13 protein-coding genes and 1 pseudogene are annotated in these 21,732 nt (G+C 43.8%); 3 read left to right on the forward strand and 11 right to left on the reverse strand.

Annotated elements, in window-relative coordinates; all coding sequences use genetic code 11:
• Nucleotides 1–177: 177 nt before the first annotated feature.
• Both mdoH and EGC80_RS04025 read right to left on the reverse strand, forming a co-directional pair.
• Nucleotides 178–2,409 (reverse strand): glucans biosynthesis glucosyltransferase MdoH, encoded by a 2,232-nt coding sequence (gene mdoH / locus EGC80_RS04020; RefSeq protein ID WP_233768592.1) that lies wholly within the window; start codon nt 2,407–2,409, stop codon nt 178–180.
• A gap of 5 nt (nt 2,410–2,414) precedes the next feature.
• Nucleotides 2,415–4,091 (reverse strand): glucan biosynthesis protein G, encoded by a 1,677-nt coding sequence (locus EGC80_RS04025; RefSeq protein ID WP_124012809.1) that lies wholly within the window; start codon nt 4,089–4,091, stop codon nt 2,415–2,417.
• 421 nt (nt 4,092–4,512) lie between these two features.
• Between EGC80_RS04025 and EGC80_RS04030 the strand changes: the two genes are divergently transcribed.
• Complete coding sequence (locus tag EGC80_RS04030) at nt 4,513–5,274, forward strand: substrate-binding periplasmic protein (RefSeq protein ID WP_124012810.1); 762 nt, start codon at nt 4,513–4,515, stop codon at nt 5,272–5,274.
• Between the two features lie 354 nt (nt 5,275–5,628).
• On the opposite strand, the gene EGC80_RS04035 is transcribed toward EGC80_RS04030, so the two are convergent.
• Together EGC80_RS04035 and EGC80_RS04040 are read right to left on the reverse strand one after the other, a co-directional pair.
• Nucleotides 5,629–7,032, reverse strand: a complete 1,404-nt coding sequence (locus tag EGC80_RS04035; protein WP_101033292.1) for a methyl-accepting chemotaxis protein — start codon at nt 7,030–7,032, stop codon at nt 5,629–5,631.
• 390 nt (nt 7,033–7,422) lie between these two features.
• Entirely contained in the window at nt 7,423–8,211 is a 789-nt protein-coding gene (locus EGC80_RS04040) for an AraC family transcriptional regulator (RefSeq protein WP_124012811.1), read from the reverse strand.
• 106 nt (nt 8,212–8,317) lie between these two features.
• Between EGC80_RS04040 and EGC80_RS04045 the strand changes: the two genes are divergently transcribed.
• Nucleotides 8,318–9,526: an MFS transporter gene (locus EGC80_RS04045; protein ID WP_325049185.1), complete on the forward strand. Its 1,209-nt coding sequence runs from the start codon at nt 8,318–8,320 to the stop codon at nt 9,524–9,526.
• 56 nt (nt 9,527–9,582) lie between these two features.
• Here EGC80_RS04045 and EGC80_RS04050 read toward each other — a convergent pair whose 3' ends face one another.
• Both EGC80_RS04050 and EGC80_RS04055 read right to left on the reverse strand, forming a co-directional pair.
• Nucleotides 9,583–11,625: a tetratricopeptide repeat protein gene (locus EGC80_RS04050; protein ID WP_124012813.1), complete on the reverse strand. Its 2,043-nt coding sequence runs from the start codon at nt 11,623–11,625 to the stop codon at nt 9,583–9,585.
• Nucleotides 11,626–11,851: 226 nt separating this feature from the next.
• Nucleotides 11,852–12,640, reverse strand: a complete 789-nt coding sequence (locus EGC80_RS04055; protein WP_164839531.1) for a class I SAM-dependent methyltransferase — start codon at nt 12,638–12,640, stop codon at nt 11,852–11,854.
• Nucleotides 12,641–12,769: 129 nt separating this feature from the next.
• On the opposite strand from EGC80_RS04055, the gene EGC80_RS04060 reads away from it, so the two are divergent.
• Nucleotides 12,770–13,615 (forward strand): 23S rRNA (adenine(2030)-N(6))-methyltransferase RlmJ, encoded by an 846-nt coding sequence (locus EGC80_RS04060; protein ID WP_124012814.1) that lies wholly within the window; start codon nt 12,770–12,772, stop codon nt 13,613–13,615.
• A 127-nt stretch (nt 13,616–13,742) separates the two neighbouring features.
• Here EGC80_RS04060 and EGC80_RS04065 read toward each other — a convergent pair whose 3' ends face one another.
• The 5 genes and pseudogenes from EGC80_RS04065 to EGC80_RS04085 all read right to left on the reverse strand — a co-directional run bounded on the left by EGC80_RS04065 (nt 13,743) and on the right by EGC80_RS04085 (nt 21,463).
• Nucleotides 13,743–15,113: a M28 family peptidase gene (locus EGC80_RS04065; RefSeq protein ID WP_372491461.1), complete on the reverse strand. Its 1,371-nt coding sequence runs from the start codon at nt 15,111–15,113 to the stop codon at nt 13,743–13,745.
• An 82-nt stretch (nt 15,114–15,195) separates the two neighbouring features.
• Nucleotides 15,196–15,825: pseudogene (locus EGC80_RS22815) on the reverse strand (lytic transglycosylase domain-containing protein); the annotation flags it as partial.
• Nucleotides 15,826–16,195: 370 nt separating this feature from the next.
• Nucleotides 16,196–16,732, reverse strand: a complete 537-nt coding sequence (locus EGC80_RS04075) for a hypothetical protein (protein WP_101033298.1) — start codon at nt 16,730–16,732, stop codon at nt 16,196–16,198.
• 417 nt (nt 16,733–17,149) lie between these two features.
• Nucleotides 17,150–20,305: an efflux RND transporter permease subunit gene (locus tag EGC80_RS04080; RefSeq protein WP_124012815.1), complete on the reverse strand. Its 3,156-nt coding sequence runs from the start codon at nt 20,303–20,305 to the stop codon at nt 17,150–17,152.
• Nucleotides 20,306–20,314: 9 nt separating this feature from the next.
• A complete protein-coding gene (locus tag EGC80_RS04085) occupies nt 20,315–21,463 on the reverse strand; it encodes an efflux RND transporter periplasmic adaptor subunit (RefSeq protein WP_124012816.1) in 1,149 nt (382 codons plus the stop codon).
• Between the last annotated feature and the right edge of the window lie 269 nt (nt 21,464–21,732).

Consider the following 21,732-nt stretch of genomic DNA (forward strand, 5'->3'; position numbering starts at 1 on the left):
AAACAATCGTTTCTACGTGCCAGAACGCCTTGTCCAACCTTGTTTAACAAAAAGGTCAGTTTAAGGGGGTGCGACGACACGTTACCACCAATGTAGCGCCTAAATGGTGAATTGAATCCACCATCTTATTTTGTAGGTCATTGATTATCCGAGCAGGATAATCCGCCCAAAAATCAGCTAACAAAAAGACACTAAGCCCTCGATAACAAACTCCTCAGGCAGCTTTTGTAATTGTTTTAACAATAAAGGGTTACCCAGTAAATAGGCCAATTCTTGACGCGTAAAAAGGTTGGCAATGTTGTGTTGGCATTGTGCCTCTTGCACTTTAACGCGAGTAATCGCTTCGAGCGACTCAACCGCAGAACCTGGTAAGCGATGAGGTTTTTTATCAATAATGGCTAAATGAAGCTCCATTAACTCTGGGTCTTGCAGCAGTGTTGATAAGGTCCACGGCTGAGCAATGGCGTTAATATAATCTTCACGGCGAGATAACGAGTCTAGGCTGAGCTTTGGCGCACACATTTCTTCCGGTGTGGCCAAAATTTGCAGACGCTTGACCCACAACCCCAAACGCTCTGATCCTGTCATGCCAGAAAGCGGCACCGCCAGCCACAAACCAATTAATGCCGGGCTCATCCACGCCAGTAAGGTAAGTGAATCCAGCACCGCAGCGTAACCTAATAGCGCACCAACCAACATGTGCCAACGATGGCGGTAAATCAGGGTTAACCAGGGTAAGCTGCCGTCGTCACGTCGTTGTGGCGACCAACCGCTATCGCGTCCTGCTAAAATCGATAGTACTGCACCGCAATGGATTAGCATCATGATTGGCGCAATGAGTGCCGACAAAATCACCTCAACTACCACGCTAATCATGGCTTTGCCTCTGCCACCTAATTGCTTACTCATGGTGCTATTTTTCAGTAATAACACCACCCCAAGAATTTTGGGGCCGAACAATATCCCCATGGTGATATAGAACAACCGCAAGGCACGATCTGAGTCCATCACTGGCCAGGTCGGAAACAATGAGAATTGATCGGTGAAATATTCTGGGCGAATAAAATGTGCCTGTAACGCCAGCATTAATCCAGACAAGATCAGCATTAACCAAAACGGTGATGACAAATAGGCCATAATTCCGGTGAGTAAATGTAAGCGACTAACCCAATGCAACCCTTTAGTAAACAACACTCGAGTGTGCTGTAAATTACCTTGGCACCAACGTCGATCGCGCACGGCTAAATCGACAATGGACGGCGGGCATTCTTCATAAGAGCCTGGCAGGTCTGCGGCAATTACCACACTCCAACCCGCACGGCGGATCAAGGCCGCTTCAACAAAGTCGTGGCTCATAATATGGCCACCAAAAGGCGGTTTACCTGCAAGATTGGGCAAGCCTGCGGCGCTCATAAATGCCTGAGTACGAATGATGGCATTATGACCCCAAAAGTTACCCTCTTTGTGCGCCCACCAAGATAGCCCCGTACCAATAACAGGACCATAAATTCGCGCAGCAAATTGCTGTAACCGCGCCATTAAGGTATTGCCATTGATTAAATACGGAATGGTTTGGATAAGTCCGGCGTCTGGATCGGCCTGCATGCGCTGAGCAAGGCTAACGATAGTATGGGTTTCCATTAAACTATCTGCGTCTAGCACCAAAAGGTGATCGTATCTGGCGCCCCAACGTTTACAAAAGTCGGCCACGTTACCGGCTTTACGGGCATCATTTTTACGACGACGTCGGTAATAAACCCGCGCATCTTTGCTCACTTGATGACGCAAAATCAAAAAAGCCTGCTCTTCAGCCAACGCAATATCGGGATCGGTAGTGTCACTTAATATAAACCAGTCAAAAGCATGTGCTTCGCCCGACGCCGCCAGCGCCATGGCCATCACTTCAACTGCGGCAAAAACACGATCGGGTGATTCGTTATAAGTCGGCATTAATATCGCGGTTCGGGTATGCAGCGCTACGGTTGCCGTAGGTACAGATGAGGTGCTTTTCAATAGAATAACAAAGCCTGCTATGCCACCACTAAATGCCAACGCTATCCAACAAAAGTTAACCGCAAACAAGACTAAAACGATGTATTCAAGCGGCGTAATACCGCCGACATTAAATACCGACACCATTTCATAAATCGCCATCACCGAGATAATAAAAGCACTCCCAACCACCCAAAATCGACGTAAGCCGTCAGACTTTACCTCATTGGCAATGGTGCTTTTACGCGGCATGCCTTCAGACAGCACGCGTAAACTCTGCGGCGCCATTGGGCTTGGTCGCTCTAGTGGCATCACTGCGCCGCCGACCAAGTTGATTTCGGTGTCGCTTATCCTAGTGTCGCTTATCCTAGTGTCGCGGGTAATAGTGTCGCGAGTAATAGATTCAGTCTGCATCATGTTTGCTATGACCGAGTCCAACGGTAAAGCCAGGTTTCGACTTCGCGTGGGCCAGTAAACTTAAGCTCAGCACGCAGCTCAATCAATTCCGCATCTTGTGGGTCCATTTCAAATGCCAAACGATAACCATTGTTTTTTGGCTGACGAGACACGACTACATTGGTGATAACGCCCGCTGAACTTTGGACTTTCACAACGGGCATTTCATCGTTATTGCCGGCTTTAACTTGATAGTCGACAACAAACAAGCGCCTTGGCGTGGCTTTAGCAATATCAGCTCGGCCGCTAGCAGTGCGCGCAACAATAACAGTGCCATCATCTACTTCGGGCTCATCACCCCAAATTAAACGATAGGTAAAATGAAACTCGCTGCCTGCGGCGATAGGTTGTTTGGGTTTCCAATAACTGACGATATTGTCATGAATTTCAGAATCAGTCGGTATTTCGGTCAACACCACCTCACCTGCACCCCAATTTCCGACCGGTTCAACCCATAAACTTGGGCGACGTTCATAGTGAGCTTCGAGGTCTTGATAAGCTTCAAAACTGCGTTCGCGTTGAATTAAGCCAAAACCTTGAGGCGAGTTATCCATAAAGGCACTCACCTGTAATTGCTTTGGGTTAGCCAATGGCCGCCATAAGCGTTCGCCACGACCGTTTAATATTAATAGCGCATCGGAGTCGTGCACTTCAGGCCGAAAATCATCGGTGTTTTGACGACCATTCATCGAGTGTAAAAACATACTCGTGCTAGGAGCCAAGCCCACTTTGACTAACTCTTTGCGCGGAAATAAGGTCGCTTCCACATCGATATGAGTATTATCGCCAGGCCTAACAGAGAATCGATACGCCCCAGCAACGCTAGGACTGTCTAGCAATGCATGCACCACGATTAAATTGCTGTCACTGTTTGGGCGTTCAACCCAAAAGGCGCGAAATATCGGAAATTCTTCGCCTTCAGGCTCTGCGGTATTTAACGCTAAGCCCCTTGAAGACAAGCCGTAATCGCTACCTTTACCCAAGGCACGGAAATAACTCGCCCCTTGGAATACCATTAATTCATCAAAATACGCTGGGTTATTCAGCGGGTAATGAATGCGTAAACCTGAATAGCCAATATCTTGTGTCGGTAACTTTTGGCTAAGCACATCGCCAGCAGTAAAAAATCCCGAATTATAGGCCAAATGGGTGGCTTGATTGCCTTCGACCAAGGCAATTTCAATTAAATCTTGGAAATAGAAACCACGATGAAATAGCTGCATTTGATAAGGCAAGCCTTCGGCTTTCCAAATGGAGGCTTCTGGCTTAAAGCGAATATCGCGATATTCATCATAAGAGATTTTGGCCAAACCAGGCGGTAATGGATCATTAAGAACCCCATACGGTTTTTGGGCTAGTCGGCGGGCTATTTTAACCACGGAATCAGGATCAAAATTGGCCGTTTTCGCAAAACGTACTTTAGTTGGCACTTCTTCGGTATTTTGCGCTTTAAGCGGTAATTTTTCATCTGCGTAAGTCTGCAGCGGTATGGTCACACTCGGTGGGACAGTGATAGGCGTGTTTGATTCTTGTGCAGTAAGGTTAAAACAAAGTCCTGCGGCAATGGCTAACGACAAGCTCGTCAGCCCTTTTTTTAGCGTTTTAGATGAAACAAATATGCGAAAATTCAGTAAGCTAACCATAGATAGGCAACCCAAAATAAACAGCGTTAACGTGCATTTTTTAACGCGGTAATTGCTGCAAAATATCTTTGGATACAACCCCACATTAGATTGCGCGAAAGATATCAGAATGGCAAAAAATTGCACAGGCATTTATAGATAAAGCCGACTAACGGTAATAACATTTTAATCTATTGATATAGCCAAATATCACACTTGCTTGCATGAAAAATTAACATAATAATTTTTATATGGTTAAAGCAATCCTAATGTCATCAATCCCAACTACAATTAAATCTATACGACAGATTAATTATTGTTTCTATTACTCATTTTTATGCTGTTCTAGTGTCTGAGTGACAGTGTCTCTCTAATGATTATTGATATTAATCATTAGAATTTATAGTTTTATAACAACAAGGTAATAGGTTAGGGAGCCAAAATGATTTCAGCGTTATCAGCTAGGTTCAACATCTTATGCTTAAGTGCATTATTGACGTTGATAATATCTTGTAACGCTATGACTGAAACACTGGAACTCTCCACTCTTGAATGGCCACCATTCACAGGATCACAATTAATTGATGCTGGAATTACCAGTCAAATAGTTGAACAAGCATTAAGCTATGAAGGGCATAAGCTTAACGTCACGGTTTTACCCTGGAATCGTGCCATACGAATGGTGAAGATAGGCAAGATTGTTGGTTATTTCCCTGAATATATGATGACTTCAAATGATTTTCTATTTTCTAATTCTTTAGGAATGAGTCCGATAGGCTTACTTGAACGTAAAGCAAAGCCTATCATTTGGAGTAAAGAGAGTGACTTAAACCAATATGTATTAGGGGTTGTTAATGGCTTTGTGAATACGGTAAAAATCGATAAAATGATACTTGATGGAAGTCAGAAATATGAAACAGCCAACAATGAGAGACAAAACATATTGAAATTGGCAGCTGGACGTATTGATACCATAGTGATTGACGTCAATGTCTACCAGTATTTGAAGTCAGATCCACAAGTAGCAAAAATTACCTCCCTTGTGCAAATGAACAAAAAAGTTCTAAAACAGAAGAGTTTACACATTGCATTTGGTAATAATCCGCAGGGGGAAAAGTGGCTAGCGATTATTAATAGAGGCCTATCAAAATTTGATGTCCAAGCCACTCTGGATGCTTCAATACAGAAGACAATTCAGCCGTAATGGGGATAGGGTATTAGGTAAAGGCTCCCTAATATGTTGTCAACGCAAGCTAGTTGATGTGGAACCACTGTGCTATATGGAGTGTCTATGCATGGCCATGTTGCTTCATCTCGGGCCACTGGGCCGAAAACCAAACTGGGCAAACCTATCGGCTAATGTTGAAATTCGCTTAAGCTAGGCGCTATTGAGGCAATTCTTGCCCTTATTATATTACCGCCAAAAAAATAACCTTAATCGTTAATCGTGAGTTAGGTGACCGCAAAGCATCACCATGAGAAATAACACCATTAAGAGGGCGACGCCAATAACTGAAATCGCCCCAATAAATGCTTAAATTAATGCTTAAATAAATGCTTAAACAATCAAATCCTTCATTAAACCTTCCAACACATCCGCCTGACGGCTCAAACGCTCGATTTCTGAAGCCGTGGTAGTCACTAAGTCCATCACTTGAATAGAGCTACTTCTGACAGAGTCGACATCACTGGCAATATTATCGGCCACAGCACCTTGCTCTTCAGCCGCGGCGGCAATTTCTAAACTTCTATCGGAGATATGCTGATTTTGCTCGGCAATCTCACTAATACTTTGGCTGGCATAAGTCATCAACTGTTCGCTTGATCCCGCTTCGGTGACTGTTTTCGCCATCACGCTCATCACACTTTGGCTATTGGTCTGCAGGGTTTCAATGATTTTTTGGATCTCAACTGTCGCCGTTTGAGTTCTACCCGCTAAGGTTTTCACTTCACTGGCAACCACTGAGAATCCGCGGCCATGTTCGCCTGCTCGAGCAGCTTCAATTGCAGCATTAAGGGCCAGCAAGTTAGTTTGGTCAGAGATGGCATTAATCGTTGCAATCACATCACCAATTTTAGTCGCACTGGTATCGAGTTCAGCAACGGCAACAGAGGCACCACGAACTTCGCCAGCCAAATGATTAATCTCTACTAATGTTTTTTGGATCTGAGCTTGTCCTTGCGTGGTTTTTTCTGTTGCACGCGATATTTGCGTCGACGATTCTTGGGCGTGACTGGCAACCTCTCTGATCGAGACCGCCATTTCTTCAGTGGCACTGGCTAGCGAATCAATGCGGTCTTGCTGCACGCTGGCCAACTGGGTATTTTCATCACTACGAACACGTAACTGGGCACTAATTTGTTGAATAAGCGCAACCGCTTCTTGAGTGGTTTTCACCAACAGATGCTCTCGCTCTGAAACCCGATCAACGGTTCTGGCGATCAAATTGAATTCATTTCGTGATGGCGCATAACCAATACGAGCAGCAAGATCGCCCTCGGCTAACTTTCTCAATGCTTCATAAATATGAAATAGGCCGCCGCCAATAAACGTCTTAATATAGTGGGAGCAAACAAGCATCAACAATAAACTAAGGCATATAGCAATGATGTGCCACAGGCCTAATCCAGTCAAAAAGCTGTTGCTACCAACATAACTGAGTGAATAATCCTGACCTGACACCTGAGCTGAAATATCAGTATTACGGTCAATTTTGATCGCGGAATGTTGCAGTACTGGCGCCAATTCGGCTGCGGATAATTGAGTAGCAGATGCCAATTTGGCAATCACATCGACTTGTTTTTGCGCCTCCACAGTACGCTGCGAAGATGCGGCGTCAGTCAAACTCACGCCAATAACCACAATAGCAAACAATGCAGTGAAGAAAAGAACAAGAAAATTTTCCTGTAGTTTTACGTTGATCAGATATTTATCTACCCAACGGAATGCAACCTCTTTCACGATGATATCTCCAACAAAAAAATGAAACAGTGACTACCGAGTGTGGCTTACAAGGTTCCTTCAGCCAGTATTATTGATATACAAAACACTCAACTCGATGAATGTTATAAACAATATATGACTATCGCTATCAGATAATTCTAAATAACTAAAGTGATGCCTAGATCACAAAGAATGTTACTCATGACACTTATGGCAACTGAATAATCACAAACTGATAACCTTAGCCAAAGGGGCGTTGTGGTATAAAGAATCGTAAGTATGTCCCGAAATATTGCCTCAGCAAGCTACGCCCGCAATAAACGAGCCCAACAAGAAATGACTTAGCGGATCCCGTCCTTGCAAGATTAGAGATAACGTTATCATTATCCCGAGCTTAGGTGAGTATCATTAGTAAGCATTTAACCCGTTCATATATTTCATCGGTGATGTTTTCATGACTTTTTTAAACATGGTAATAAACGCACTTACCGACTCATAGCCTAATAACTCAGAAACCTGTTGCACACTTTGGTTGTCTGAGAGCGCTTGCAGCGAAGTAATAATATGCAGCTGCGTTCGCCATTTCCCAAATGTCATCCCGGTTTCTTTTGTAATCAGTCGCGCCAATGTGCGCTCTGTTAATGCAAATTGTTCGGCCCATTGCGGCAGTGTTTTTCTCTCGCCAGGCTGACTTATCAATTGTTGGCTCATCGCCTGAATGACCCTATTTTTAGAGAGTACAAAATCTAAATGCTGAATAGGCATCTCAGTAAGTTGCTCAAATAATACCTGCGCAAGCCGGGCGGTTTTGCTGTGTGAACCGTAATGCTGATTGCTCCCAGCAAGCGCAAACATCAGCTCTTTAACTAAGGGCGTAATCGCCAAGGTGCAGGTATTTTGTGGCATACCGGGCATATTGCCATCAATAAATAAGTGGCATAACTCAGCGTTATCTGACGCGCGGTTACTATGAACTTTATTTGCTGGGATCCAAATAGCACTATGGGTTGGCACCATCCACATTTTTGCCGATACCTCACAGGTGACATAACCATGCAAAGCTAAAATTAGCTGCCCTTTGGGATGAGTGTGTAAAGGAATTTCATGGCTAGCACAAGCCTGCTCTATTTTGGCTATAATGGGTTGGTCCATATATTCAAAATTTTTGATTTCATCCCAGCCAATGGTTTCAAACATAGTTTTGTCAGTTTTTAGTTATTTAATGTCACTATTTCTAAATTATATCGCCCGCAAAATCTTTATACTAGCGGCCATTATTTTGCTACAAAAACAAAAGCACCTTATGACGGCACTTACGTTAACTCAAAAACCGCAATCTCGCTTCTCAGGCATATTGCTGGTGATAGGTATTTTGCTTATTGCGGCTAATTTACGCGCCCCTTTTACCGGTATTGCGCCAGTGCTGGAGCAAATTATTAGTCACTTTGGCCTAACCGATCCTCAAGCAGGTTACTTAACCACATTACCGTTAATTGCCTTTGCTGTTATTTCACCCATGGCGGCTTTTTTTGCTCGAAAACAAGGCTTAGAGCATGCCTTGTTTGCCGCGTTAATCCTGATATTGTTAGGCATTGCGACTCGTTTTATCAATTCATCAACCATGCTATTTATCGGTACCGCCATTATTGGCGTAGGCATTGCGATTGCTAACGTATTATTACCAAGCCTCATTAAACGTGATTTTGCCACTAAAGTGGCACTCATGACCTCGGCCTACGTGCTGACGATGGGGGTAACATCAGGTGGTTTTTCTGCGTTGGTATTCCCGCTTAGTCAACTAAACGGTTTGGGCTGGCAACTGGCACTTGGCTCGGCAGGCATCATCACGGTTGCCAGCTTAATTGTGTGGACAGCACAACTGGGCAAACACACTAAACCGACCTATTGCGCACACCAATCGGCACCATCAAAAAGTGTATGGCGTTATTTATTAGCCTGGCAAATTAGTTTGTTATTAGGCCTAAACTCATTTCTGAATTACATCATCATTACTTGGTTGCCAAGCATATTGACCGATACCGGCCACTCGGCCGTTGAAGCGGGGGCGTATCATGGCGCTTTTCAAATAGCGACAGCATTACCTGGCTTAGTATTAATACCACTGCTGGCGAAGTTAAAAGATCAAAGCGCGCTGAGCTTTATTCTGGCACTACTGAGCGCCGGCAGCGCACTTGGGCTGCTGTATATGCCTCACTTTGCCTTTGTATGGACGCTAATGCTGGGCTTTTGCTCTGGGGCGTGTTTTATTTTGGGGCTGTCGTTTATTAGTTTACGCACCGATGACCCGCATCAAGCTGCGTCACTTTCTGGTATGTCGCAAAGTGTCGGTTATTTACTGGCGGCAGTTGGTCCCATGGTGGCAGGCGCGCTGCACACTTCAACAGGCAATTGGGATGCGCCATTATGGTTATGTGCTATTGCAGCTGTGTTGTGTGCGTTATGCGGTTTCGCTGGCGGCAGAAATACCACCTTACATAAGTCGGCTAGCTAAAAAACCACAAATCGGCTACTTCGAAATCGTGATAGCCGATTTGCTATTGGAAAACATTAAAGACTTCGGTTGAGATATTTAAGCGCTTTTTCATTACCTAATTCAGCACTTTGCTTTATCCATTTATCACCTTCAACTTGATCTTGGTTGCCAATCAATCGCTTTCCCAAAGCATATTGAGCATCGTTCTGTTCAAGCTCAGCGGCTTTAGTTAACCAACTCAAACCGAGCTTTTCGTTAACCGCTACCCCTTCGCCATTCAAATAAATTTCACTAAGATTCACCATGGCAATTATTCCACCCCAGTCTATAGAGGCTTCATAGAGTGAAATTGCTTTGTGTATATCTTGTGGCACACCCGTTCCTAAGCGATACATTTCGCCCAGGTTATTAGCAGCAGTGAGCTGCTTATTGGCGATTGCCCTTTCAAAGTGCAACTTAGCTTTTTGATAATCTTGTTCAACTACATCGCCGAAAAAGTATAGATTACCAATAAGCGCATCTGCATCGGCCTTTTCTATTCGTGCATATTCACGGTAAAGCTCAAACCCCTTATCGAGGTCTTTGGCTACACCCTCACCTTTTAGATATAACTTGGCTAGCCTAATACATGAATAAGAACTTGAAAGACTTTGTTGATACCAGTTAATGGCCTTTTGAATATTATGATGTTCTGGACTTGCAGTTTCATATATCCAACCAAGATTCGAACCAGTCTGTTGACGCCCTAGCTCATATGCTTTTTCAAAGTAAATAATGGCTTTGTCAAAATCATGAGTAACCTCGGAACTTTGCGAATAAATAACCCCATTATAATAAGCTGAGTTAGCACTATGGTTAACTGAATCCAATAGATATGATAGCGCTAACTTATCATTCTTCTCAGTCCCTTTACCTAAATGATAACTAATACCCAGATGCTTATAAGCGGCTTTAAAGCCTAAATCTGCAGCTTTCTTAAGGTAATAAAATGATTGTTTATCATCTTGTTGCACACCATTGCCGAAACGATACATTACACCTAAGTTTGTGAGTGCATTTGGATTACCTAATGAAGCTGCTTTATAAAAAAGCGGTACCGCAGTTGATAAATCTTTCTCTACTTTTTCACCGTTTAAATAGAGTGCTGCAATATTATTTAACGCGAGCGCATTACCTTGATCGGCAGCCATCTTATAGAGTTGTAAAGCTGTTTGAATGTTTTGGGAAACATACTCACCATTTTCATAAAACATACCCAAATTGACTTGCGAGTCTGCGTCACCAAGCTCTGCGGCTTTATGATAAAGCTCTACAGCAGCTAATTTATCCTCACCAACATTCCAGCCAAAATCATATGTTTTAGCAAGATAACCAACAGCAAAAGGATAATTATGCTCTACAGCAATGGCTAAATATTCATGTCCAAGTTGGATGTTTTTGTCAGCTCCAGCCCCATTAATATACATGAGAGCAAGGTTATACTGCGCAATTGCTGAATCACTATCAGCCGCCAATTTGTACCATCTAAAAGCTTGCTGTTGATCATTTTGTTCAAAGTCATAAAGATAAGCTAGCCCCAAATAACAAGGTACTTGTTCTGACTCCGCCCCCATAAGGAAGTTAGCCTCGGCTTTGTGTAAATCTTGATAACTTGGTTCATCTAGATACAGGTACCCTAACTCGCAATTTGCCATGGCAAACTTTTGATTAAGTGCTTTTTGATAATAGAAAATTGCTTTATCAAGATCTTTTTCTACAAATTCACCTTCACGATAAAAAGAAGCCAAATTAACAAAGGATTGAGGGTCATTTTGTTTCGCGGCTTTATTATACCAATGGAATGCAAGAGCATTATCTTCTTTAACCCCTAAAGCACCTAGGTCATAAATCAACCCCAATTCACCCTGAGCTCTAGCATTACCGTCATTTGCTGCTTGCTGATAGAGTGTTAATGCTTTCTCTGGCTGATTGTTCTTATAATACGACTCTGCTAAACGTAATTTATCATCACTGCTATGAAGATTCGTATCCGTTTTGGTTTTGTCATTATTGCTAGATGTCGATGAACAAGCAGCTAAAAGTCCAGCGATCAGAGTGATAAGAAGAAGGTGATACATGTTATTCCTTTAACGATAATTTAGCATTTCAACATCATGACTAGTGAGCCCACAATAATAAATATCACTCAGGTTACTGTTTGGTTTTTATTATAAAAACATTTAATATCATGAAGTTATTAAACTTCCATTTATTCCGCACAACAAAGTTCTACATAAGCGTCATGCTCTATATATGGGTTCAGCGACACAAGTGGCACACTAACTTCTGCCTTCAAAATAGAAGCTATTTCATCGCAGCGCGAACATACACGTCAAAACGATTTTTCTTACTTGCGATGATCATGCTGGGTTTTACCCCATCAAGATCGCCGGCGTAATCTGGACGCTTTACTACGACTCTTTTTGTGGCTAAGGCGATTGCGGGGGCTAATAGTCCATCAGCATCGAGGTCTGCGCCGACTAAGGTTTGGAACACGCGCATCTCTTTTTTAACCAGAGCTGATTTTTCGCGGTGTGGGTACATCGGGTCGAGGTAAACCACATCAATTTCGCTGACGTTAGTGCTAGTGCTAGTTTTCACTACATCGGCTAATGCATTAATACTTGAACCGTGAAATAAGCTCATCCGCTCGCGCATCCACTGACCGATTTCGGCATCTTCATAGGCTCGGCGTAAACCGTCTTCTAACAAGGCTGCGACCACGGGATTACGTTCAACCATAATGACCTTACAACCTAGGCTGGCCAGTACAAATGCATCACGGCCTAAGCCAGCAGTGCCATCGACAACGGTCGGCGTGACGCCTTGCTTTAGTCCGACCGCTTTGGCAATTGATTGGCCTCGACCGCCACCAAACTTGCGGCGATGCGCCACTGCACCAGAGACAAAATCGACACTAATGCCGTCAAGCTTAGGCTCATCACGCTTATGCAAACTTAAGCAATTTTGCTCAAAACGCAATTCAAAAGCAGCGTTGTTGTCCCACACCAAGTGCCAGCGCTGGGCGATATCGACTAATGAAGGATACTGCTGATTAAAGAAGATAGGTGTCTGCAACAAGATGATTACCATGCCAATGTAAGAAACTACGCCATTATGCCAAAAGCCATCACCAGTGAACACCTATACCTCGCGCGCTAGACCACTTATAATGTCACTATTACACAGTTTTACTGTCTCATTTAGTTAATGGAAACGCCCATGCTCAGTTATCGTCACGGTTATCATGCAGGCAATTATGCCGATGTACTTAAGCACGCAATGCTTATTCAAGTATTAAAAGCGATGCAGAAAAAAGATAAACCTTATGTGTATATCGATACTCATGCAGGCGCAGGCGCGTACTCGCTAACCGATGAGTTTGCCCAAAAGACCGGTGAATACTTAGAGGGTGTTGCCAAATTATGGGACCACGCTAATTTACCCAGCGCATTAGCCGATTATGTTGAATCGGTACGACACTTTAACGCTGAATTTGATGGCGAGTTAACGGTTTACCCTGGCTCACCGGCCATTGTCGATGTTGAACTTCGCCCGCAAGACCGTATGGTGTTGCACGAACTGCACATTACTGATCATGAATTACTTGAAAATTATTTTATTAAAGACAAGCAAGTCAAAGTCATTAAAGGCGATGGTTTGCAGGGATTAATTGCCGCGGTACCGCCATTAGAGCGCCGCGGAGTAATATTAATTGACCCTAGCTATGAAATGAAAACTGACTATCAAGATGTTGCAGAAACCCTCATTAAAGCCCATAAGCGTTTTGCGACTGGGACATTTATTTTATGGTATCCGGTAGTGAAACGTGAGCAAACTGAGGCGATGTTAACCCTGCTCAAAAATAGCGGCATTAAGAAACAACTGCGTATTGAGCAAGCGATTAATGCCGACAGTGATGAGTTTGGCATGACGGCTGCTGGTTTATGGGTGATTAATCCTCCTTGGCAAATGGATGTATTGGCTAAAGAAGCACTGGATTATTTAGCGCCTTTATTAGGCCATGCCGACGGAAAAACGACGGTAAAGTGGGAAGTGGGCGAATAATTATTATACCCATTCTATTCATTCTGCTGTACGGTTTTATTAATGAGTACTGATATATAAAAATGCCCAAACAGCAGCAACTGTTTGGGCATTTTTGATGATTATCTTTAATATACATTACGGGTTTTTATTTAAAAAATGCCCCTGCAGCGCCTGGAAATACCACGGGGCTGACATTACCATTGGCAGCGACACTCGCGACGCCAAATAGATAGTTGTCGATAACCATATTATCTAAGGTGAACTGATCCACTTTGCCGACATAGCGACTATGAGTCCATTGTGGCACTGTCGTTAATCGCCAATAAATGCGATAGCCGACAATGGTTTTATCGTCACTCTTTGCCCAGCTTAACGTAGTGCTCGGTGACACTTGCCCTGCAATGGTAACCTTGGTTGGCGGCGCGGGCGCCCACGCCATTGAGGCTAAACTAAGGGCATTTAATGTGGTGAGCTTAGCAGTAAAATCAAAATCTACCCCGTCAATCACATCACCATACGCAATGCCGTTTTCAACACGAATATCTTGATGTTGGCGATTATAGTTCTCGTTGGTTTCCATGATACGAACGGCAGGTAAACCGGCCTGATTAAACGGTAAATGATGACCACCACGGCCAAAGCGGTCGAGGCGATACACTAGCATCACCTCCAAATTAGTCATGTATTGGTCAGCTAATGACTTAATTTTACGGGCTAGATTACGTGACGCGGAATCATTCTCGCCGCCGCTAAAATAACGCTGTTTGGCTTCTTCTGCGGTTTCGGTAAAACGTACCCCTTCAGAAAACACCCGTACACTACTATTATTAATCACCCCATTAATGCCAGAGATATTGCCAATCATGTCGTTGTTTAATACTGCTTGCACTTGCCAATTTTGCGCTTTGGCATAGTCAGCTAAAATATTACCGCCATACAAGCCTTGCTCTTCGCCCGACAACGCCGCATACACAATCGTGCCGTTAAATTGATATTTTGACAATACTCTGGCAGCTTCTAGCGCTCCAGCAACACCCGATGCATTATCGTTTGCTCCAGGAGAAACCGACGTCGCATCCAATACATCACTGACACGCGAATCAATGTCACCGCTCATCATCACTACGCGCTTAGGGTCGGTTTTACCGCGTTGAATGGCGATAACGTTAACCACTTCCGTTGGGTTCGCGATTCGCTTGCCTTGAACTGTGTCACCCACAGTAATAACCTCTAAACAACCGCCGCACTCTGTTGATATCCGCTTAAATTCTGCTTCAATCCAACGCCTTGCCGCGCCAATACCTTGTTTGTCCGATGCAGTATCTGACAAGGTATGGCGGGTACCAAAACTGACTAAAGTGCGAAGATCTTGTTCAATTCGTTTGGCTTGTGGTGCGCTAGCAATGTCGTATAAACGCATATCTTCTTGTGATGGGGCGACTAGCGATGATTTGTCTGCAGCAAATGCGGGTAACGCCGCAGCCCCTAATACCAATAGCCCAGTAATACTGGCCATACAATAACCGTTAGTACGACTCATTTTAACGCGCTTAGGTTGAACGTTTTCAATTAGTTGATTCATCAATAAATACCTTAAATTAACTGGATAATGCTTTTTGGTAACGTTTTAATAAGATTTTTACCCGCATCACATAAGCTTGTGTTTCAGGATAGGGCGGTATACCGCTGTATTGCATCACAGTAGTCGGACCGGCATTGTATGCCGCACAAGCTAAGTCGATGTCGCCGTCAAACTGACTTAATAACTGGGCAAGATAACGGCTACCACCGCGAATATTTTGTTGCGCATTAAAAGGATCATCCACCCCCATGTCCTTGGCAGTCCCTGGCATTAATTGCATCAGGCCTTTGGCGCCAGCTTTTGATAGCGCTCGCATTTTAAATGCCGACTCTGCATGGATAACGGCGCGGATTAATGCCGGGTCTAACTGATATTGGCGCGCAGCCAACGCAACGTCGGTAGTAAAAGGTGAGGTAAATAGTGGGATCTTATACCAGTCGATAACCGAATCGACTCGACACGCAAAGCATTCATACAGTAAAACTTGGAAGTCTTGATGTGATGGTTGCTGATCACTAAATACCATCACGCCGTTGGTTTGCTTGTATTGATATACTTTACGTTTTTCAACGCCAAAATCACTGACAATACCATTTTCGGAGTAAAGGGCCTTCACCCTAGGCTTACTTGGAACCCCGCTCGGTTGCGTTAACGGATAATCATTGGTCAGGGTGCGTTGTTGCGGTGTTTCGCCGACAAAGCCGGCGTCCAATAACCATTGATCATTCGCAGGCTGATCATTCACCGATGTAGTTTTACCTTGATTCATCACATTATTCACTTCGAGAGTCGGCGCGATGAGATTTTCAGTAGTAGTACGTTGAGATGGTTGTAACGATAACTGTTTTTTTACTGTGGTTTGCTCAGGAATAAACGTAGCGTTGATTTGCGGTTTTACAACCTCTTCTACGGCAGGATGAACCACTTGTTTGGCTTGTACATGCACTTGTACACAAGCACAAGACAACAGCATACCGATACCCAATAGCGTCTGCTGATTACGCCATATCATTGGGCTAATCATGCACTTGATCAAATATCGGCATCGGCGCGATACGAGCCAATTTAGCCACAGCAGCACCTGGGAAAATTTTAACACCACTGTTCAACTCATCGACAGCTTTACGATAAAAATCTTCTGCGTGAACAAAATCGAGTTCTAATTGTAAATATTCGGCAAGCTTGTCTTCACTCAACTTGTCTTTATTCACCGTAGCTAATAACGCCTCTAAACCTTGATCAATTTGTTGCCAAGCAGCAATCGATACTGACAAAGAGCCGCCCGTCACGTTTGACGCTTCAATGGGTTGTCCCCAATCATGCTGAGGTTGCAGTTGTTTTAGTTGCTGTAATTGGGCTTGCTGATCATCCGTTAAGGGATGGTAAGACGGTCTGGCCTGACACAGCTCAGTAAACAGCGTCAATCGCATATCAATTCTTGAGTCGATCACTTTCAGTGCTTCAATGGCTGAAGTGCGTTTTTTAAGTAAACTGGCATACCAAAGATAGGCCAAAATAGTGGCTAAAGTAAGGCTAAGTAACAGCGCCTGCATGATGACATCCTTTATTCTTGTTATTAGCTATCATAATCATAATTTAATCAAAAGTTCATCTTTATCGGCGCAACCTTAGCGAAAAAACAACCACTAAAGTCTAAACCCTGTGCCTGTAGATGTTAATAAACTGTTTTGATTAAGATCTTAACTATAACACAAGTATCCGCACTGGCACGGTCAAATATTCTACAGTTGATTTTTTAATGTTTAGCCTTATCAACCACCTAAATCAATGTTGATAAGGGCGTTTTTTAAACACTCTTACAGTTTTCTATCGAATAATAATAAGAATATCGTTAAATAATGCTGACTTAACACCCTTTAAGCAATTTATTAATGACGATACCGACATCTACACAATAGACACAAAAAAGCCCAGCAGAACTGGGCTTTTAAACTTAACGATTTAAAAAATTAAATATCTTTTCTATCGTTATCGACTTTCTCATCTTCTTCTGCAGTGGGCTTTTCACGCTTACTGAAAAGGCGCTCAACCACCACAAAGAATAGCGGCACAAAGAAAATACCTAAGAATGTCGATGATATCATACCGCCTAATACCGCAGTACCAATGGCATTTTGACTACCAGAACCCACTCCAGAACTAATGGCTAATGGCAGTACACCTAGACCAAATGCTAATGAAGTCATCAGAATTGGACGTAAACGCACTCGCACCGCATGCAAGGTGGCCTCGATTAATCCCGACCCTTTTTCGTAGTATTCCTTAGCAAACTCGACAATTAAGATGGCGTTTTTAGTCGCTAGGCCCACCGTAGTTAACAAGCCGACTTGGAAAAACACGTCATTAGGTAAACCGCGAGCACTCATTGCCAATAGCGCACCGATAACCCCAACGGGAACCACTAAAATAACTGACAATGGTACCGACCAGCTTTCATACAGCGCCGCGAGTACCAAGAACACGATTAACACCGACAAAGCATATAAGCTCGGTGCTTGGTTACCCGATAGACGTTCTTCGTACGATAAGCCATTCCACTCTAAGCCATAACCAGGCGGTAGTTTCTTGGCCATCTCTTCTAACGCATCCATTGCAGCACCGGTACTATAGCCTGGTACTGTTGAGCCCTGAATATTAATTGCAGGTACACCGTTAAAGCGTTGTAATTGCGGCGAACCGAACTCCCAAGTACCTGATGCAAATGCCGAAAACGGTACCATTTCGCCAAGGTTGTTACGCACATACCAAGAGTCTAAGTCGCCAGGCTGCATACGGTATTTAGCCTCACCTTGAACATAAACTTTTTTCACTCGGCCACGGTCAATAAAGTCATTTACATATGACCCACCCCATGCCGTTCCTAAGACACTGTTGACGCTGTTGATATCAATGTCTAACGCACGCAATTTAGCGTGATCGACATTAATTTTGTATATCGGCGCATCTTCTTGACCATTTGGACGCACCCCAACAAGGTTAGCGTTTTGTGAGGCCATGCCTAATAATTGATTACGCGCCTCAATTAACTTGCTATGCCCTTGACCGTTTAAGTCTTTCAGATAGACGTCAAAACCATTTGCAGTACCCAGTTCAATCACTGATGGTGGCACAAAGGCAAATACTAACGCCTCTTTGATTTGCGAAAAACGGCCCATGGCTCGACCCGCCAACGATTTCACATCTTCACCCGGCGCCTCACGTGTAGACCAATCTTTTAAGCCCACAAACGCAAGACCCATATTTTGCCCAGAACCGGCAAAACTAAAGCCTGCAACGGTAAACACTGAATTTACAATGTCTTTTTCTTCAGTAAGGTAATAATCAGAGACCTCTTTTAAGACCTTAACCGTGCTTTCTTGAGTTGAATTGGTTGGCAAAATTGCTTGAGTGAACAAGATGCCTTGGTCTTCATCAGGTAAGAATGCGGTTGGCATGCGTAAGAAAATCCAACCCACAGCGATAACCAAACCAACGTAAATCAACATGACTCGAAAAGAGCGTTTAAGAATACTGCCCACACTCGATTCATAACGCGATGTCATTGCATCAAACTTGCTATTAAACCAACCGAAGAAACCTGTATCGGCATAGGTATGGCCTTTTTTAATCGGCTTTAGCATGGTGGCGCATAATGCCGGTGTCAGCACAATCGCCACAAATACCGATAAGGCCATCGCCGATACAATAGTGATCGAGAACTGACGATAAATAACTCCAGTGGAACCAGACATAAAGGCCATTGGGACAAACACCGCCGACAAGGTCAAACCGATCCCGACTAAGGCACTGGTGATTTGGTCCATTGACTTGCGGGTGGCTTCAAGCGGGCTTAAGCCCTCTTCAGACATGATCCGCTCAACGTTCTCAACCACCACAATCGCGTCATCCACCAGCAAACCAATGGCCAAGACCATGGCAAACATGGTTAAGGTATTGATGGTAAAACCTGATGCAGATAACACAGCAAACGTTCCTAACAGCACCACCGGAACAGCAATAGTTGGAATAAGTGTGGCTCTAAAATTTTGCAAGAACAGATACATAATCAAGAACACCAACACAATGGCTTCTATCAGTGTCTCTACAACCCCTTCAATGGATTGCTCTATGAATGGCGTGGTGTCATAGGGATAAACAACTTCAAGCCCTTGAGGGAAAAACTCTTTCATCTCATTGACTTTAGTCTTAATACCTTCCGCCGTATCTAACGCATTCGCACCCGTGGCTAACTTAAACGCTAAACCTGAGGCAGGCTTACCATTATAGTATGAGTCAACCGCGTAGCTTTCTGCGCCTAATTCGACTCTGGCGACATCGCCTAAATAAACATTGGCACCTGATGAGTCAGATTTAACAATAATTTGCTTAAATTGCTCTGGGGTTTGTAATCGACTCTGCGCTGATACGGTCGCGTTAAGTTCTTGACCTGCAACCGAGGGAGCACCACCTAATTGACCTGCTGATATTTGTGCGTTTTGCTCACGTACCGCTGCAATAACATCAATACTGGTTAATTTGTATTGGGTTAACTTAAGCGGGTCTAACCAAATACGCATAGCATATTGCGCACCAAAAAGGGTGATCTCACCAACCCCAGGTACACGACTCATTGGATCTTGAACATTGGCAGCAACATAATCAGAAATATCGCTTTTGCCCATTGAACCATCAGCAGACACAAAACCGAGTACCATTAAAAAGCCCGAACTGGACTTGTTAACTTGTACACCTTGTTGCTGAACTTCAGTAGGTAACAAGGGGGTAGCCGCTTGCAGCTTATTCTGAACTTGCACTTGAGCAATATCAGGATCGGCCTCAGCGTTGAATGTTAACGTAATCTTGGTATTACCAAAACTGTCACTGGTTGAAGAGATATAGCGTAAGTGATCAAGTCCCGTCATGCGCTGCTCAATCACCTGAGTAACTGTGTCTTCCATGGTTTTAGCCGAAGCTCCAGGATAGAAAGCACTGATCACCACAGTTGGTGGTGCAATGCTCGGATACTGTGCAATGGGCAAGCCTCTAATGGCTAGTACACCCGCGAGCATAATCAATAATGCAATCACCCATGCAAAGATAGGGCGATCAATAAAAAAGCGAGCCATAATTATTCCCTATTTCTGTGGTTGGTCAGCCGTTAAAACCTGTGGTGAAACCGGTACACCAGGGCGGATTTTTTGTAATCCTTCAACAATTAATTTATCACCAGCAGATAAGCCATCAACAATACGCCATTGATGGTCAATCACTTCGGCTGTTTTTACTACACGCATTTCGACATTGTTGTCTTGATTGACAATCATTGCGACGGCTTCACCTTTGGAATTACGCGTAATCGCACGTTGCGGCACTAAAATCGCTTGTGGATCTTGGCCAGCATTTAATAGCGCACGAACAAACATTCCAGGTAACAATATGCCGTCAGGGTTAGGGAACTCTGCACGTAAGGTTACCGAACCGGTAGTTTCATTAACATTGACTTCAGCAAATTGAAGTATGCCCTCTTGTTCGTAGGTCCTGCCGTCTTCAAGCACCAAGGTCACTTCGGCATTGTTACTTTTCAGTAACTCACCAGAACGTAAGTTCGCTTTTAAACGCAGTAGTTGTGCGCTCGACTGAACGATATCGACATTAATCGGGTCAAGCTGTTGAATAGTCGCTAGCGTGGCACTTTGATTGGCGGTAACTAACGCGCCAGCGGTCACAGCTGATTTACCAATACGACCTGAAATAGGCGCTTTCACTTCAGTATATTCAAGGTTAATTGTCGCTGTATTAATGGCGGCTTTAGCAACCGTTACTGAAGCTTGCGCTTCTTTATATGCCGCTTCTGCTTCATCAAAGTCTTGCTTACTAATGGCATTGGTTTTCACTAACTCGGCATAACGCGCGGCTTTCGCTTTTGCTGAGACTAACCCTGCATTTGCACTCGCAAGAGCAGCTTCTGCACTGACAAGAGCTGCACTATAAGTGGCTGAATCAATTTGATACAGTGATTGACCTTGCTCAACTTCGGTCCCTTCTGTAAAAGCTCGTTTGGTTATAATACCAGAGACTTGTGGACGCACTTCGGCTTCTAAAAATGCTCGACTGCGCCCGGGTAGTTCAACTTGAATCGATTGCGAAATCGCTTCAACGGTCATCACGCCAACAGGTGTAGGGGGCCGCGGTTGTTGTGATTGGGCATTTTCATCCCCTTGACCACAAGCGGTAATCCATAATGCTGCAGAAATAACTGCGGCGACTTTCAATGCTTTGTGCATGAGTGCTCCTACTCCAATATATTTTCAATATGTCACCCTCAATGTTGAGCAGCCCATTTGAAAGTAGCTAATATTAAACTGTTAAATTTTCTGTGTACTTTATCGCATAGGTGTAAAAACCAAACAACTCAGCTCATGCGAATAAATTGTAAATAAATAATAAGCTTACGTTCTCTATCACTAAATGTTGATTTATTGTAAACGTAGGGCGGGTAATCAAACAAACTCGACCTATTGATTCATGAAATACACCATTAGATAACATCTTG

It is taken from the genome of Shewanella psychromarinicola (assembly GCF_003855155.1).
Taxonomy (GTDB): domain Bacteria; phylum Pseudomonadota; class Gammaproteobacteria; order Enterobacterales; family Shewanellaceae; genus Shewanella; species Shewanella psychromarinicola.